The sequence below is a fragment of the Anaeromyxobacter sp. K genome, assembly GCF_000020805.1.
Lineage (GTDB): Bacteria > Myxococcota > Myxococcia > Myxococcales > Anaeromyxobacteraceae > Anaeromyxobacter > Anaeromyxobacter dehalogenans.
Map to the genome: position 1 here is coordinate 745,510 of NC_011145.1, position 15,697 is coordinate 761,206.

Consider the following 15,697-nt stretch of genomic DNA (forward strand, 5'->3'; position numbering starts at 1 on the left):
CCGTCAATCGCAGCTGGCCGCGTCGGAGGTGGCCGCGTGCCGGCACGCGTGCAGCGGCTCGCTCACCTCCATGAACCCGAAGTCCATGGTCGGATCGATCGGGTCGGTCATGCCGACGTTCGTCGCGCCGCGCTCCGGGTTCACCGCGGTGAGGCCCACCGCGATCTGGCCGGCCTGGTTGACGAAGACGGTGGGCTGGTCGGCCTGGGTCGGGACCAGCAGGGCGGCCTTCATCGAGCGGACCACGTTGCCGTTCTCGTCCTTGAACCGCGACGGCAGCCCGCCGGTCTCGATGTTGGCGCCGTACTTCGTCGCGATGCGCCGGGCTTCGGTGGTGCCGCACTTCGAGACCGGCTTCTCAGAGCCGTGCACGCACGAGGTGGCGTCGATCGTTCCGGAGGCGCGCTGCACGGTGTTCCAGTAGATGTCGCCTAGGGTGGAGGTGCCCGACGACGTCCGCTCGTCGGCCCAGTACACGTTGTACGTGTAGCCGTCCGCCGCCACGGTCGGCCCCTGGTTGTAGTAGATCGCCCAGCCGGGCGAGCTCGCGTCCGCGAGCGGGCTCGGGTTCGTGGCCTTCGCCGAGATGGTGACGAGCCCGCTGCTCGCCGACCCGGAGAAGCCGTAGGATGCGTCGACGCCGGTCTGGTTGAGCCACAGGCGCGCGCCGTCGTACGTCGCCGCCGCCGTCGCGCTGTCGAACGGCGCGCGCGGGCCGGTCTCGTCGAACACGAGCAGCGAGTAGAAGAAGTTGCCCCGGCTGATCTGGCCCGCGAGGGGGAGCTCGGCGCCGCGGGTCTCGATGCCGGGCCGGCAGTCGTAGCCGTCCGCGTTGAACGTGCAGCTGGCGGTCATCTTCTTCTCGGTGGTCGGCACCGCGGTCGTGCTGCTCGGCTGCGGGCACCAGATCTTGATCTGGGCCCGCGCGCTCACCACCGTCGCGCCCGCGGCCGCACAGCCGGGGCCCGCCGTCTCGCTGCCGCTGGCGGTGAGGACGTTGGTGCTCGTCCCGCAGGTGGAGTGCGAGAGGCCTCGCTTGATCCCGCCGAGGCCGTAGCTCTCGAACAGGTTGCCGCCCATGGGATCCGTCGCCGTCGCGTCCAGCGGCATCTCGACCTTGCAGCCGCGCAGGACGCAGGCGCGGATGTTGTCCGGGCCGCAGGTGCCGCCGTCCTTGTCGAGCAGGTTGTACCGGTCGCCGGTGCCCGCGAAGACGCGGTAGGCGCCGTTGGAGGGCAGGGGGATGTTGGCGGTCATGTAGAAGAACGGCTGGCCGCCGCAGAACCGGCAGTCCTGGTTCTCCGTGCCCATCTGGAAGATCCGTCCGCCGTACCAGTTCTCCACCTTGCCGCTCGTGCCGATCTTGCCGGGGCGGTGGAAGCGCAGCGCCCAGAGCTGGCCGCCGGCGTCGCCGAAGGTGGCCGTGTCGAAGAAGTAGTCGTTGGTTTCGCCGGAGGCGCGCCGGGCGCCGCCGCCCCAGCCGACCATGCCCACCACCGCCGGGACCGGGAAGCGGAGGTACTGCTTCACCGCGTGGCTCGCGTCGTAGGAGAAGTCGAAGACCTCCTTGCCGGTCCAGACGTCCACCATGTGGACGCCGCGGCCGCGGACGTACTGCGGGTCGAACCCGCCGTTCAGGAAGACGACCCAGCGCTCGTGGTAGGCGACCTCGCCCGTCCCCACGCTCATCCGTGGCGTGTCGGCGGTGGCGGCCCCCGTGGCGGAATCGGCCTCGAGCCGCACCGGGCCGATGGGTGGAGCGCGCGGCAGGAAGTCGTCGTAGCTCTCGGCGAAGTCCAGCGTCTCGGGATCGTTCGGCTGCGGGTAGATCCAGAGGAACGCCGGCACGTCCGTGCTTCCGGTCGCGTCGGTCACGTCCAGCGCGAAGTAGTGCGTGCCGCCGCGCCGCTCGCCGACCACCGCCACCGTGTGGTACTCGCCCGCCTCCTTGATGTCGTTCCGGATCCCGGTCCCCACCGAGTTCCCGGTGCCGTCGACCCAGACGTCGCGCACCATGGCGGTGCCGTCGACGAAGAACTGGTGCTTCGGCTCGATGAGCAGGCGCAGCTTCGCGAGCATGTCGGGCGGCAGGAAGGCCCACAGCTCCTCGCCGGTGCCGCGGTCGTAGTAGCCGTTGAACGGCGGCAGCGACTCGTCCAGCGCGGTGGTGGACGGGTCGTCGGCGACGGTGTTGCGCGTCCCCGGCGTCGGGTTCCCGTGCCACTCGCCCGCGTGGAACGCGTGGAGGAGGCCGTCGTTCGCGCCCACCAGCACGAGCTTGGTCCGGTCCTTGTAGGTCGTGCTCTTCGCGTAGCCGTCGTACGCGTCCTTCCCGTTCTTGGTGGGGGTGTCCCAGAGCGACTGCAGGCACTGGTTCGAGAGGCCGTTCGGGCAGATCACGCCGTCGCGGGGGAGCGGCGGGTCGACCACCACCGGCGACGAGTGGAAGACGTCCCCGAGCATCCAGTCGCGGTCCCACAGGTCGTCCATGGAGGACGGCGGGTATGACGTGCGCTTCATCGAGTTGAAGAGGTCGGCGCCGAGCACGAGGCGGATGAAGGCCTTGGTGCAGGCGGTGCGCGCGTCGACCGTGGAGCCCTGCACGCTCGCGGCGAAGGTCGACGCGCCCGCGTTCTGGAACTCGGTCGCGAGCGCGTTGCACACGGTCCCGCCGCCGAGCCCGAGGTACGGCATGATCGCCGTGGCGGCGGTGTCGGTCGCCTCGAGCCGGATCACGCGATCGCTCCCGTCGATCTTGCCGTCGCCGGTGTCGTCCACCACCGTGTACACGCGGCGCGACTTCCACTTCTGCGAGGTGCCGGTGCCGGCCAGCAGGGCGCCCGCGTCCCACCACGGGTTGGCCGGCGCGCTGCTCGCCACCGAGCAGCTCTTCCCGGCCACGCTGGCGCACTTCGGGGCCTGCGAGCACACCGGCGTGGTGCCGGGGTCGGACTTCACGAAGTTGCCGGCGCCGTCCTCGGTGATGAAGTCGCCCGGCTGCCCGGTGGTCCTGGACTTGTCCTGGAGGAACACGCTGGTGCACGAGCCGTCGCAGTCGAGGTCGCCGGTCCCGGTGCCGTCGAGCTTCGCGTCGCAGGCGTTCACGAACTCGCTGTAGAGATCGAAGCGGAGCACGTGGCCGCGCCAGCGGCTGGTCCCGTTCTTCGGCTCGAAGCGCGGCACGATCACCGCGCGGCCGGACGTGGTCTGGAGGGTGGAGACGGTCGCGACCGAGAAGGAGGTGGCGCGCTCGTTGATCTTCTCCAGGATGTAGGTGAGCCCCTCGGCGAGGGTCTGCGGGTTCTCGGCCGGGACGAACTTGCCGCCGCCCGCCTCGGCGGCCGCGTGCAGGATGGTCTTCGCGTCCGGGAGCTGGCTGGTGGCGAAGCCGACCGTGTACGTGTCGAGGACCTGCTTCCCGCCGTTCTTCTTGCAGTCCCAGGTGCTCTCGGCGTTGTCGCGCAGGTCCATGTTGTGCATGTACCAGGCGACCTTGGCGAGGCTGTCCTTCCATGCGGCCGTGCCGCTGAAGTTCGCGCACTGCGGGCAGTCGGTGGAGGTGATGTCCTTGATGCCGGTGGAGGCCGCGCCCGCGTACTTGCCGCTGGTGGTGTCGGCGAGCGTGGTGCCGCCGGAGGGGAGCCGATCGCCGTCGTTCGGCGTCAGCCCGCTGCCGGGCGACGGCTCGCCGTCGGTGAGGACGACCACCGACGAGGTCTGGCACAGGTAGCAGATCGAGTACTGGTTGTCGTTCGACGAGGACTCGTAGGACGAGTTGTTCTTCTCCCAGCTCGACCCGAACCAGGGGAGCCCCGGCGAGTGGTAGTAGCGGCCCACGTCGAACAGCGACATGGCGAGCGGCGTGCCGCTCTGGAAGCTGGTGACCGCGTTCACCGCGGTCACGAACGCGGCCCGGTTGCTGTCGAAGTTGGAGGTGGTGTTGAACTCCATCTGGCAGGTCGGGTTGAAGTCCTTCTGGAGCGTCCAGCCGTTCGGATAATCGAAGGTCGCGAGCGCCATGCGGATCCGGCTGCGCTTCGCGATCACGTCCTTGACGGTCTTGCGCGCCACCAGGAACTTGGGCGGGAAGAAGTTGAGGTAGTTGCCCGTGTACCAGATGGACGGGAACCGATCGCCGTTGGTGTCCTCGAGGATGACCCCGTCGTAGTACCAGCCCTTCTTCTCGAGGCAGGACTGGCAGATCTCGGCGCGGCTGCGCAGGCCCTGGGGCGTGGTCCCCTGCGTCGCGCAGAACTCGGCGATGGTCGCGGCGTCGTTGTTCGACCGGCGGACCGGGAACACCGCGTTGTCGGTCCAGCCGTTTCCGAAGTTGGTCCGGAAATCCAGGTTCGTCCTCTCGTAGTTCCACTCGCCCGTGACCACCGGGACGTAGTTGGCGTCGTGGAACACGAGGTCGCGGCCGAAGAACGCCGGCTTTCCGTTCGCGGTGGTCTCGGTCCCGCTCGGCGACTGGGCGTAGAAGTCCGGATCGAAGCCGAGCCCGCCGGTCTGCTGGTTGTTGGACGACGTGTAGTACGGACAGTTGATGTACTCGCGCGCGTAGTCCACGCCGCCCGTGACCACGCTGGCGTGACCGGCGTACGGGCTGCCGACCGACACCGTCGCGGCGGTGCCGCAGGGCGTGTAGAAGCGGCGGGTGGGGATCGACGCCAGCATCGGGTTGTCGCCCACGTTCGGCGTGGCGTTGAAGATCGGGTCGTCGTCGCACCCCACCACGCGCGGCGCGGTGAAGGCGGCGGTCTGCTGGGTGCTGCTGGCCGGGTTGTCGATGAGGGCGCCGGCGGGGAGGGCGGGCTTGCAGTGCCCGCTGGTGCAGGTGTACCGCGCCGGGCACTGCGAGTCCGCGGTGCACGCCTGGCTCGAGCCGCCGAGCGACCCGGGGCCGTCGGGCGGGAGGCGCTGCATCGAGCCGGAGGTGTCCAGCAGGAACATGATGTTCGGGAAGGTGGTGTCCTCGCGCGTGATGAACTGCTGGTCCTCGCCCGCGGGCGGGTTGAGCCAGGTGTCCATCAGGCTCGAGACCATCAGGTTGCGCGCGGCGTCGTCGCCGCAGGTGGTCTGCGAGCGGGTGTCGCCGGGGGAGAGCAGCAGCGTCAGGGCGGCGAGGCCGGCGGCGCGGAGGGCGATCGCGGTGGGCTTGCGGGTGCGCATGGTCCGCCTCCTACAGGATGATGGCCGTCACGAACTCGACCTCGAGCGGGCGGCCGCGCCGGTCCTTGCACTTCGCGACCACCGTGTAGCCGGTCGCGGTGTTCAGGCCCTGCATGAAGTTGAACGAGTTGGTGAGATCGGTGGCGGTCGGGGCGGACGCCGTCGTCACGGTGTTCTTGAGCACGACCGAGCTGACGGTCACGTCCGCGGCGCTGTCGTAGTGCGAGGGCGCGGTGAGCACCGTGCCGTCGGGCAGGGTCACGGACCCCGCCACGTTGCCGGACTCCAGATAGCCGCGGCCGTAGCGGGCCAGCTCGGCCCAGATCTGCAGGCGAGCCGCCGCGGCACACGCGTACAGCTGGTCGCGCTGGGTCTTGCCGGACGCGTTGATGCGCTCCTGCGAGCCGAGCGAGACCGCGGCCACGCCGATCACCGCCAGCACCATCAGCAGGATCACCGTGAGGATGAGCGTGGAGCCGCTCGCGCGGCGGGGCAGAGGACGTGAGAGGGACATGCCAGCCTCGCGCTAGAAACCGGTGATGGACCGGACGGTCATGTTGGGAAGGTTCACGACGGCCTCGACCCGCGTGCGCTGGAAGCCATCCGTGCCGTTCGCGATCTTCGGCGCGCTCGTCACCCAGTCCGGCGCGCCGGACTGGTTCAGCAGCGCGAAGGACGAATCGACGGCGAAGGTCGCGCGGGCCGAAGGATCCGGCTGCGGCGACCGGGCGACCATCGCGATCCGCACGGCTCGGATGTTCGCCTGGTGCTTCGTCTGCCGGATGGGATCCGAGTACCGATACGAGTAGAAGCTGGAGGGCGTGTACGCGGCCTTCGTGGTGGCCGTCGCCGACCCGGCGAACTTGGTCGGTACGATGGCGCCGTCCGTGAGCACGCTCTGATCGTCGTTTGCTTCCCCGAGCGCGATCGCCGTCCCGGCGGTCGCGCCGGCGGGGGCGATCGCCGGGTTCGCGAACACGTAGGCGACCTGGAACGCCTCGATCCCCTCCGCCACGATCACCTCGTCCTTCTCGTTCACCGCGCCGTCCGGGGAGCCGTCCGCGGCGCCCGCGACGTCCAGGCCGCGATCCAGCACCAGGTAGGGGTCGAACGTGCCGTCGGCGCTCGCCACCGGCCGCACGTGGAAGCGATAGCGATCCACCAGGAACGTGCGGCACCCGGCCATGCCGGCCGCGACGTCCTGGCGGCGGAACGGATCGGCCAGGACCACGTCCTCGAGCTCCACGTCGACGTTCCCCGCGGAAGTGACCGGCGTGCGGGTCTTGACGGTGAAGTAGGCGTAGCGGAGCTCGCCCGGGCAGACGACCTGGAGGATCTGTCCCCTGAGGAAGTCGTCGCCGGCGCGGGCCGCCAGGGTGGCGTGCGTTGCGTCGGGCAGCGCGACGAAGGTCCAGGCGTTCCCGCGCAGCGCGCCGGCTTGCCCCTCCGCCGGTACCCAGTACGCCGGGTTGCGGGCGTAGAACACGAGCTCGTCGGCGTCGGAGACGCTGTCCCGCTCGACCGGGCAGGTCATCTCCGTGGGGCAGAAGCCGGGCTCATAGAACTGGAAGTCGAGCGCGAGCGAGCCGTCGAGTCCCCAGCCGGCGAGCGGGAGCTTCTGCTCGAGGTAGAGCAGCGCGGCGCGGGCGTTTCCCTGCGTGGCGCGCTGCTTCTGGCCGCCGAAGAACGCGCGCTGCTGCGAGCTGGACGCGGCGATCACGGCGGTCAGCACGATGGCGGCCACGCCGGTCGCGATCATGAGCTCGATGAGGGTGAAGCCGCGGCGGGAGCGAGTCATGCGTTCACCGGTAGGCGGAAGCGTTGACGGTCGAGGCGCCCAGGTTCGGGATCTGGACGTACAGCGTGACGACCCGCGGCCGCGTGATGGTTCGCTCGCGATAGACGACGGATACGGCCGCGAGCCGGACGCCCGACGCCGTGTTGGAGGTGGCGACCTGCCAGATCGACCAGCGCCGCCGGTAGAGCGGCTTGGAGGGGTCGAGGGGATCGGCCTCCAGCGCGGAGTCCGGCCGGACGCCCACGACCTTGAGCGACGGATAGCCGGACGTCGTGCTGGTGAGGTACGCGTCGTCCCAGTCGCGCCAGCCGGAGGTGGCGAGGTTTCCCGAGGCGTCCAGCGGATCCCCGAAGCTGTTCGGGGGCGCGTCGGAGATGGTGTCTGCGACCAGGAGCGCATCGAGCGACGGATCGAGCCGCTCCAGCCCCGCTGCGAGCTCGCGCGCCAGCTCCTGGGCCGTGCCGTTCGCGCGCGCGCCCTGGTTGGACGTGATGCCGACGAGCTGGAGGCGCATCATCCCGAGGATGCCGATGAGCAGGAGCGTGAGCGAGATCATCGCCTCTATGAGCGTGACCCCGCGCATGCCTGCGGACCGTTCGTGCGTCATGGCGCCCCCTGGTACGTCGCGGTCTTGACGATGCCGGTCGGGAAGGACACGACCACCCTCCGGCGGTGACCGGCGCCCAGGTCGGCGGAGGTCGCCATCGCGAACGCCACCCCGCCCAGCCGCGGATGCGACGCGCCTGCGTACACGGGGCGCACCTCGCCGCTCGCGCCGAACCGGATCGCCAGGCGTCCATCGACGGCGACGGCCGGATCGAAGACCTTCACCTGGTCGAAGGGCGGGTCGGCCGCCACGCCCGCCTGGCCGAGATCCAGGTACTGCCCCTGCGGCAGGACGACCGTGTCGACCAGGGCCGCCTGGCTGGCGGGGCTCGCCGGATCGAACCCGGCGAGCGTCCACGCGGCCTCGGGCTCGAGCACGAACAGCCGGACACAGTTCTGCTCGGAGAAGAAGCCACAGCCCTCACCGGAGCCGTCGGCGGCGTTGGCCAGGACGGCCACGAGGTCTCGTTGCTCGTTGAGCGCCTGGGTCTTGAGCGCCTGGAGCCGCAGGCCGAGATCGAACGCGGCCGAGGCGGCGTTTGCATTGCGCTTGGCCGCGGCGAACGACGACCCCGCGAGCGCAGCCAGCGCGGCGATGACGGCGATGACGATCGCCGCCTCGACGAGCGTGAAGCCGTGGCTTCTCCGGTCCATGCGGCGAGGACAAGCAAGGTTCCGGCCGTCGCGCCCGTTCGCAAGTTGCCGAAATGCGAGGATTTCTTCCGGCCCGGCCGGCCGCCGCACTTCAAGCCGTGAAGCGTTGTTCAAAGTTTGTCTGTGCGCGGGTCCGCGACAGCGGAGCTCCTGCTGGCCCGCAGGGCACCGGTCGCGTTCGGCGTCAGGGCCGCGCGAGGCGCTCGGCGGCCATCCGCCGGGCGGCCGCGTAGGACGCGGGCGCGGTCTCGACGAAGCGCGCCAGCAGCGGCCTGGCCTCCTCGGCGCGTCCGGTGCGCGAGAGCAACATGCCGAGGTTGAACAGCGCCTCCGGGTCGGCCGGCGCCAGCCGGATCGCCTCGCGGAGCTCTTGCTCGGCCTCCTGCGTCCGCCGCTGGCCGAGGAGCACGCCCGCGAGCTGGACGCGCGGGAGTGCCGACGCGGGATCCAGCGCGGCCGCGCGCCGCAGCGGGGCCTCGGCGTCGCGCGGCCGGCCCGCCTCCACGAGCGCGGTGCCGAGGTTCAGGTTGGGCCGCATCTTGTCGGGCGACTTCGAGGCCGAGTCCGCCCACAGGGTGACCTCGCTCGCCCACACGCGATTGCGCGCCACCGTCGCGGCCGCCAGCAGCAGCGCGATCCCCAGCCCCGCCAGCGCGGTGGCGCGCGTCGCCACCTCGACCCCGGCGATCCTCCGGGCCGCCACGGCGATGCCCATGGACGCGGCGACGGCGAACCCGACGGACGGGAGGTACACGCGGTGCTCGTTGATCACGTCCACGATCGGGATCACGCTCGACTCGACCGAGAGCGTCAGGAACCACCACGCGGCGCAGGCGCCCGCGAGGCGCGCCGCGGGGTCGAGCGGACGCCGGCTGCCCGCCGAGGTGCGCAGGTACGCGTACGCGGCGGTCGCGGCGATGGCGCCCAGCACCACCGCCGCGGACAGGACCTCGGGCGCGAGGAACGTCCGGTACACCGGGTAGTCGTGATCGATGTTCTGGCCGATGGGGAGCAGGAGCAGGAACAGGTAGGTCACCACGACCGGCAGCTGCGTCGCGAGGTACTCGAGCCGGCCCAGCTCGGTCTGCACGCGCGTGGCCGACGAGGCGCTCTCCAGCAGGGCGGCCGGGGATGGCCCGGCGTGGCCCACCAGCGACAGCGGGATCAGCGCGGCGGCGGCGAAGAACGGCAGCGCCGGGAGGACGCGCGGCCGCTCGAACAGCGTCACCTCGCAGAGCAGGATCGCGGCGGGGAGCGTGATCGCGATCTCCTTCGTCCGGACGGCGAGGAAGGCGGCCAGCACCGCGGCGCCGTACGCCACCGCGCCCTTTCCGCGACCCCCACCGGACACGCCCCCGAGCCGCCAGGCCAGGTAGGCGACCACCGCGAGCAGGTAGAACATCGCGGCGAGCGAGGTCATGCGCTGCACGACGTAGGTGACGGCCTGCGTCTGGAGCGGGTGTGCGACGAAGATGGCGGCGGCGACCAGCGCGACGGTGCGCGCCTGCGGCGCCAGCACCGAGGGCGCGAGCCGGGGCGTGCGGAACGCGAGCACGCCGAGCGCGTAGACCAGCGCGGACGAGACCAGGTGCACCGCCAGGTTGACCGCATGGAAGCCGAACGGCGCCGTGCCGCCCAGGCGGTGGTTGATCGCGAAGCTGACGTAGGCGGCGACCCGGGTCGGGGCCGAGTGGTAGCCCTCCGGCGTGAGCCACCACAGGAGGTCGCGCAGGCGAGGGTCGTTCCGGATCACCCGGATGTCGTCGAACACGAACGCCGCGTCGAGCGAGTTGGCGTACGCGAGGACGCCCAGGGCGGCGATCGCCGCGAGCGCCTGCCAGTGACGCGGACGGCTCCCGGCGGGAGGCTCGAGCGTGGCGGTCAACGGAGCTCCTACCGGAAGTCGCGCCGCTCGAACACCGCGGCGGCGACCGCGAGGATCGCCCCCGCGTACAGGACGCCGTACGCGCAGGCGAGCCAGGCCGATGCCGGCACCGGGGTCCCGTAGATCACGTGCTCGTTGAGCGAGAGCGCCGACAGGTTCGGCAGGACGTACCAGACGACGCGCCCGACGGAGGCGCCGGCGCCCTGCCACAGCGTCCGGAGGTCGTTCGACATGTGGCCGGCGAGCGTCAGCGCGAGCGCGAAGATGGCGGCGAGCGTCGGCGTGGTGAACGACGAGAACGCGACCGAGATCGCGGCGACCACCAGGAACTGCACCCCGAGCATCGCGAACGCGGACAGCAGCTGCGCGTTCACCACGTCGAGCGAGCCGGCCTGCAGCGACAGGAGCGCCGCCAGCGTCGCCGCCATCGCGGCGAGGTTCAGCCAGAGCGTCGCGGCCAGGCCGAGATACCTGCCGAGCAGGTACTCCGTCCGGGCCACCGGCTTCGCGACCACCGGGTAGACGACCCGTCGCTCGACGTCCCCCGCCACGAAGCCCGCGCCCAGGAACACCGCCGTGAGCGAGCCCATCAGCTCCATCGCCGTCAGGCCGAGGTCCGCCGCGATCCGGTGCGCGTGGCCGACGGTGAGCGACGACGCCACCAGGCTGGCGAGCACCAGGAGGATCGCGAACAGGAGGAGGTTGACGTGCAGCCGGCGCCGCAGCGCCTCGCGGACGGACACGATCGCGATCGCCAGGACCTTGCTCATTGGGCTCCCTCCGTCGCCGCGCGCGCCGCGCCGGAGGCGGCGCCGATGAGCGCGGCGCGCTGGGCGGCGCTCAGGGGGGCCTCGTAGCGGTACTCGCTGGCCGACGATCGCACGCGCCCGTCCGGAGCGAGGTAGTAGACGCCGCCGAACGGATCGGCGGGGATCTCCGCGATCAGCGCGTCGCGGACGAGCTGCGGGAGGGCCACGGGCGCGAACCCGTGGCGCGAACGCCACTCCGCAACCGCCCGCTCCAGCCGGGAGGCGTCGCGCTCGAGGAGCACCTGCTGGAGCTGCTTCCGGACGGCCTTCCGCGACTCCTCGTCCTCGGCCGAGCGAAGGAGATCTTGGAGCAGGGCGACGCCCGTGTCGTGCGCGCTGCCCTTCGCGTACATCGCGGCCGCGTACTGCAGCATCCGTTCGGAAGGCGCGCCCGGCACCTGAGCGGCGCGCCGGAACCACGTGCCGGCCAGCGCATAGTCGCCGTCGTAGAGGAAGGCGTTCACCGCGCGCTGGAACGGGATGAGGTAGCGATCCGGGACGTGCGCGATCCCCTTCTCGAGCAGCCGGTTCGACTCCCCGACCCGCCCCGCGGACGCGAGCATGTTCCCGCCGACCTGGTACGCATACCCGTGCGCCGGATCGAGGTCGGTCACCAGGTCGAGCGCCGGGAAGAGGTTCTCCCAGCCGCGCTGGTCGGCGCGTGGGTCACCCATGTACTGCACCGCGCGCAGCCACCAGAGGTTCGCCGCCAGCGTCGGGTGCCCGAAGGAGGCCCAGCGGAGCGCGGCACTCCTCGGCGCCGCACCGAGCTCGTACGCGCGCTGCGACGCCACCGGGAGCCGCGCGGCGAGCGCGCAGGCGCCCGCGCCGAGCAGCAGCGCCGCGAGACCGAGGACCTTCTGGCGACCGAGGATCATCTGGAAATGAAAGAGGGCAGCGCCCCCATGTAGTCCGGGAGCGCTGCCCTTGACAAGTTCGCGACCCGCGGCGCTCTAGAACACGCCCTCCGCCGCGATCTGCGGCTGGCCCCAGGGCGGGCCGAACGGCGCGATGGCCACTCCCTGGTTCGGGCACGAGTGATCGACGCCGGCGGCCGTGGCGGCAATGCCCCCCGCGGAGTCGAGCGTGGCCTTGTAGAGGTACACGCAGCCCTCGGTCCCGTCGCCGTCGATGTCCGAGCTGGCGAAGACCGTCAGGTGGACGGCCGGGGCGGAGACGTCCGTCGTGTAGCAGCCGTACGTCGAGCCCTCGACCACCCAGTCGATCTGCGCGGCGGCCGCGAGGTCGGCCGCGGCCCAGGGGTGCTTGGCGGTGCCCACGCCACCGGCGTTCGTGCAACCCGCGGGCAGCAGCGCGACCGCCCGGTACTGGCCGGCCGAGGCCTCGCCCTGGCGCAGCGCCTCCTCCGACTTGAACACCGCGTTCACGTTCTCGCGGAGCTCGCTGAACTTCGCGCGGAGCTGGTAGCGCAGGAAGTTCGGGATGGCGATCGCGGCGAGGATCCCGATGATCGCGACGACGATCATGAGCTCGATGAGGGTGAAGCCCTTGGCAGCCTTCTTCATGAGACCTCCGGAGATGTGGGCCGCGGTGTGAGCCTCGCGGCCCGCGCGGACCGGGCTGTGATGGCCGCCCGGCGGAGGGGTTGCCTAGCATCGGGGGTGCCAGCGGCCAGGCGTCCGCAAGCGCGCGATCCGAGGCGCCATGGTGGGACCCCGGGTGACGGAACGCGGCGCCCGGCCCGGGTCCGGTGACGTTTTTCGTCACCGCGCCGGCCGCCCGTCCCTTTGACAGGGGCCAGGACCCCGCCGATCATCCGCGGCGATGATCCTGAGGACGGAGAAGCTGACGAAGGTGTTCGAGGTGGGCCTGCTCGCGCGCAAGGTCACCGCCGTGGACGCGCTGGATCTCGAGGTCGCCCCCGGGGAGATCTTCGGGTTCGTCGGCCCGAACGGCGCCGGCAAGACCACCACCATCAAGATGCTGATGGGGCTCATCTACCCGACCAGCGGGCGCGCCTCGATCTTCGACGATCCCATCCCCAGCCGGCGCGCCAAGGCGCGCATCGGCTATCTCCCGGAGCACCCGGCCTACTACGAATTCCTGACCGGTCGTGAGGCGCTGCGCTTCTTCGCGAAGCTCTCGGACGTCCCGGGCGCGGAGCGCGGCCGGCGCTGCGACGAGCTGCTCGAGCTGGTCGGGCTGAGCGCGGCCGCCGATCGCCAGATCCGGAAGTACTCGAAGGGCATGCAGCAGCGGCTCGGGATCGCGCAGGCGCTGGTGGGCGACCCGGCGCTGGTGGTGCTGGACGAGCCCATGAGCGGGCTCGATCCGGTGGGCCGAAAGGACGTGCGCGACCTCATCCTCGAGCTGAAGCGCCGCGGCAAGACCGTGTTCTTCTCCACGCACATCCTCCCGGACGTCGAGAGCCTGTGCGACCGGGTCGGCGTGATCCTGCGCGGCAAGCTGCGCGACGTCGGGCGCATCGACGAGCTGCTCTCCGGGAACGTGCGCGCGGTGGAGCTGACCGCGGCGGTTCCTGCCGCAGCCCGCGAGGCGCTGTCGCGCGGGAAGCTCCTGCGCGCCGACGGCGATCGCCTCACGGCGGTGTTCGACGACGCGCTCGCCGCCGACGCGGCGGTGGGCGCGGTGGTGCGCGCGGGCGGCAAGGTGATCGCGCTCACCCCGCACCGCGACACCCTCGAGGACTTCTTCGTCCGCCGCCTGGCCGAGGTGCACGGCGCGGAGGCGGAGCCGGCGGCAGCCGCCGGAGGCGCCTAGGCATGGATCCCGCGGCGCCCGGCGTCCCCGCGGGCCTGGTGGCGGCCTGGGTGGCGCTGGTCGGCGGCGTGGTGGGCAGCTTCCTCAACGTCGTGATCGCGCGCGTCCCCGCGGGCGAGTCGATCGTCTCGCCGGGCTCGCGCTGCCCGCGCTGCCGGACGCCCATCGCCTGGTACGACAACGTGCCGGTGGTGTCCTGGCTCGCGCTGCGCGCGCGGTGCCGGAGCTGCGGCGCGCGGATCTCCGCCCGCTACCCGCTGGTCGAGGCGCTCGTCGCGGGCGTGGCGCTGCTGGCGTGGGCGCGTCACGGACTCGCCGTCGCCGCCCTGGGCGAGCTGGTGCTGGTCTCGCTCCTGGTGGCGCTCGCGTTCATCGACCTCGACACCTGGCTCCTGCCGCACGCGCTCACCTGGCCGCTCATCGCCACCGGCCTCGCCGCATCCGCGGCCGGCCTCGGGCCGGCGACGCTGCAGGGGGCGGCGATCGGCGCCGCGGTCGGCTTCGGCGCCTTCGCGCTGGTGTCGGTCGTGGGCGAGAAGGTGCTGCGGAAGGAGGCGCTCGGCTTCGGCGACGTCTGGCTCCTCTCCGGGATCGGCGCCTGGATGGGCGTGGCGGCGCTGCTCCCGGTGGTGCTGCTCGCCTCGGTGCAGGGAAGCGTGGTGGGCCTGGTGCTGCTCGCGCTCGGCAAGGGACAGCCGGGTCCCGGCCAGCCGGCCGAGGCCGCCGGGCCGCCCGCGGCGGCCGTGCCGGGAGATCCGGCCGCGCTCGCCAGCGCGGACGACTGGATCCCGCCCCGGAACGCGGTCCCGTTCGGCCCGTTCCTGGCGGCCGGGGCGCTGGAGTGGCTGTACCTGGGGGACCTCATCGTGCGCGGCGTCCCCTCCCTCGGCATCTTCCGGTGATCGATGCGGCGCGTGGGCCTGGTGCTCCTGCTCGATCTCGTCGCCGCCGCGGCGGCGGGCGCGACGCTCCTGCTCGCGCTGGGGGTTCCCTCCGCGGCGCGGGGCGCGCTCGGCCCCGGGCCGCTGGTGCTCCTGGCGGGCGTCGCCGCGGCGGCGACCATCGCCGTGGGCGCGGTGCTGCTCGGCCGCTCGGTGGCCCGGCCCGTGGAACGGCTGCTCGCGTCCGCGCGGAGGCTCGGCCACGCCGGCGGCGGCCTGCCGGTGCTCGCGCCGCCGGGCGAGCCGGAGGATCGCTCGCTCGCGCGCGCGGCGGTGGCCTTCGAGCGCGTGGCCGAGGCGCTCTCGGAGGAGCGCGCCCGCCTCGCGGCCAAGATCGACGAGCTGGAGGGCGCGAACCACGCGCTCGCGGAGGCGCGCGCGTCCTGGCTCCGCTCCGAGCAGCTCGCGGCGGTGGGACGGCTCGCGTCGGGCGTGGCCCATGAGGTGGGCAACCCGCTCGGCGCCATCGCGGGCTACGCCGAGCTGGCGCGCGGCCGCATCCGCGCGGGCGAGGCGGCGCAGGCGGACGACCTGGTGGCGCGGATCGCGGTGGAGGCCGGGCGCATCGACGCGATCGTGCGCGACCTCCTGGAGCTGGCGCGCCCGTCGGCGCCGGCGGTCGCCCCCATCGCGCTGTCCGGGCCGGTGGACGCGGCGCTGCGGCTCGCGCGCGTGCAGGCGCGGCTCAAGGACGTGCGCGCCGAGCTCGACCTGCCGGCCGACCTCCCGCCGGTGCTCGCGGACGAGGCGCGGCTCGCGCAGGTGTTGCTCAACCTGTTCCTGAACGCGGGCGACGCCATGGGGGGGCGCGGCACGCTCCGCGTGACGGCGCGCGAGGTGCAGGATCGCGTGGAGATCGACGTCGCCGACCAGGGGCCCGGCATCGGACCGGAGGACCTGCCGCGCGTCTTCGATCCGTTCTTCACCACCAAGCCGCCCGGCGCGGGAACCGGCCTCGGCCTGTCGGTGAGCCACCGGCTGATGGAGGCGATGGGCGGCGCCATCTCCGCCGCCAACGCGCCGGGCGGCGGGGCGGTGTTCCGCCTGCGGCTGCGGCGCGGCGGTCCGCCCGCCGCCCCGTGCTAGAGTC

12 protein-coding genes are annotated in these 15,697 nt (G+C 72.2%); 3 read left to right on the top strand and 9 right to left on the bottom strand.

What is annotated here, in order from left to right:
- Positions 1-3 precede the first annotated feature (3 nt).
- The 9 genes from ANAEK_RS03290 to ANAEK_RS03330 form a co-directional block, all read right to left on the bottom strand.
- Positions 4-5,172, bottom strand: coding sequence for a pilus assembly protein PilY (locus ANAEK_RS03290; protein WP_012524730.1), 5,169 nt, complete (start codon positions 5,170-5,172; stop codon positions 4-6).
- A gap of 10 nt (positions 5,173-5,182) precedes the next feature.
- The gene (locus tag ANAEK_RS03295; protein WP_012524731.1) at positions 5,183-5,686 is read right to left on the bottom strand and encodes a type II secretion system protein; all 504 of its coding nucleotides are present in this window, start codon (positions 5,684-5,686) and stop codon (positions 5,183-5,185) included.
- Between the two features lie 12 nt (positions 5,687-5,698).
- Positions 5,699-6,970 carry a prepilin-type N-terminal cleavage/methylation domain-containing protein gene (locus ANAEK_RS03300; protein WP_012524732.1) on the bottom strand — a complete coding sequence of 424 codons (1,272 nt, stop codon included), beginning with the start codon at positions 6,968-6,970 and terminating at the stop codon, positions 5,699-5,701.
- A 4-nt stretch (positions 6,971-6,974) separates the two neighbouring features.
- Complete coding sequence (locus ANAEK_RS03305) at positions 6,975-7,577, bottom strand: hypothetical protein (RefSeq protein ID WP_012524733.1); 603 nt, start codon at positions 7,575-7,577, stop codon at positions 6,975-6,977.
- Positions 7,574-8,230: a prepilin-type N-terminal cleavage/methylation domain-containing protein gene (locus ANAEK_RS03310; RefSeq protein ID WP_012524734.1), complete on the bottom strand. Its 657-nt coding sequence runs from the start codon at positions 8,228-8,230 to the stop codon at positions 7,574-7,576. The genes ANAEK_RS03305 and ANAEK_RS03310 overlap by 4 nt, the downstream gene beginning before the upstream one ends.
- Before the next feature lie 184 nt (positions 8,231-8,414).
- On the bottom strand, positions 8,415-10,115 hold the full coding sequence (locus ANAEK_RS03315; protein WP_012524735.1) for a tetratricopeptide repeat protein: 1,701 nt from the start codon (positions 10,113-10,115) through the stop codon (positions 8,415-8,417).
- Between the two features lie 8 nt (positions 10,116-10,123).
- Positions 10,124-10,885, bottom strand: a complete 762-nt coding sequence (locus ANAEK_RS03320) for an ABC transporter permease (protein WP_012524736.1) — start codon at positions 10,883-10,885, stop codon at positions 10,124-10,126.
- Complete coding sequence (locus tag ANAEK_RS03325; protein WP_012524737.1) at positions 10,882-11,802, bottom strand: hypothetical protein; 921 nt, start codon at positions 11,800-11,802, stop codon at positions 10,882-10,884. The genes ANAEK_RS03320 and ANAEK_RS03325 overlap by 4 nt, the downstream gene beginning before the upstream one ends.
- 75 nt (positions 11,803-11,877) lie before the next feature.
- The gene (locus ANAEK_RS03330) at positions 11,878-12,450 is read right to left on the bottom strand and encodes a type IV pilin protein (protein ID WP_012524738.1); all 573 of its coding nucleotides are present in this window, start codon (positions 12,448-12,450) and stop codon (positions 11,878-11,880) included.
- A 259-nt stretch (positions 12,451-12,709) separates the two neighbouring features.
- Here ANAEK_RS03330 and ANAEK_RS03335 point away from each other — a divergent pair, with 259 nt between their 5' ends.
- Genes ANAEK_RS03335 through ANAEK_RS03345 form a run of 3 tightly spaced genes read left to right on the top strand, consistent with a single transcriptional unit; the run spans position 12,710 to position 15,693 of the window.
- A complete protein-coding gene (locus ANAEK_RS03335) occupies positions 12,710-13,666 on the top strand; it encodes an ABC transporter ATP-binding protein (RefSeq protein ID WP_012524739.1) in 957 nt (318 codons plus the stop codon).
- Between the two features lie 2 nt (positions 13,667-13,668).
- On the top strand, positions 13,669-14,568 hold the full coding sequence (locus tag ANAEK_RS03340; protein ID WP_012524740.1) for an A24 family peptidase: 900 nt from the start codon (positions 13,669-13,671) through the stop codon (positions 14,566-14,568).
- Between the two features lie 3 nt (positions 14,569-14,571).
- Positions 14,572-15,693: a sensor histidine kinase gene (locus tag ANAEK_RS03345; RefSeq protein ID WP_012524741.1), complete on the top strand. Its 1,122-nt coding sequence runs from the start codon at positions 14,572-14,574 to the stop codon at positions 15,691-15,693.
- Positions 15,694-15,697: the final 4 nt, after the last annotated feature.

What these genes read in the sequence shown, in the direction of transcription:
- ANAEK_RS03340 (WP_012524740.1), top strand. Translation starts at nt 13,669, where the DNA reads ATGGATCCCGCGGCGCCCGGCGTCCCCGCGGGCCTGGTGGCGGCCTGG.
- ANAEK_RS03290 (WP_012524730.1), bottom strand. Translation starts at nt 5,172, where the DNA reads ATGCGCACCCGCAAGCCCACCGCGATCGCCCTCCGCGCCGCCGGCCTC.
- ANAEK_RS03330 (WP_012524738.1), bottom strand. Translation starts at nt 12,450, where the DNA reads ATGAAGAAGGCTGCCAAGGGCTTCACCCTCATCGAGCTCATGATCGTC.
- ANAEK_RS03345 (WP_012524741.1), top strand. Translation starts at nt 14,572, where the DNA reads ATGCGGCGCGTGGGCCTGGTGCTCCTGCTCGATCTCGTCGCCGCCGCG.
- ANAEK_RS03310 (WP_012524734.1), bottom strand. Translation starts at nt 8,230, where the DNA reads ATGGACCGGAGAAGCCACGGCTTCACGCTCGTCGAGGCGGCGATCGTC.
- ANAEK_RS03320 (WP_012524736.1), bottom strand. Translation starts at nt 10,885, where the DNA reads ATGAGCAAGGTCCTGGCGATCGCGATCGTGTCCGTCCGCGAGGCGCTG.
- ANAEK_RS03295 (WP_012524731.1), bottom strand. Translation starts at nt 5,686, where the DNA reads ATGTCCCTCTCACGTCCTCTGCCCCGCCGCGCGAGCGGCTCCACGCTC.
- ANAEK_RS03335 (WP_012524739.1), top strand. Translation starts at nt 12,710, where the DNA reads ATGATCCTGAGGACGGAGAAGCTGACGAAGGTGTTCGAGGTGGGCCTG.
- ANAEK_RS03305 (WP_012524733.1), bottom strand. Translation starts at nt 7,577, where the DNA reads ATGACGCACGAACGGTCCGCAGGCATGCGCGGGGTCACGCTCATAGAG.
- ANAEK_RS03325 (WP_012524737.1), bottom strand. Translation starts at nt 11,802, where the DNA reads ATGATCCTCGGTCGCCAGAAGGTCCTCGGTCTCGCGGCGCTGCTGCTC.
- ANAEK_RS03300 (WP_012524732.1), bottom strand. Translation starts at nt 6,970, where the DNA reads ATGACTCGCTCCCGCCGCGGCTTCACCCTCATCGAGCTCATGATCGCG.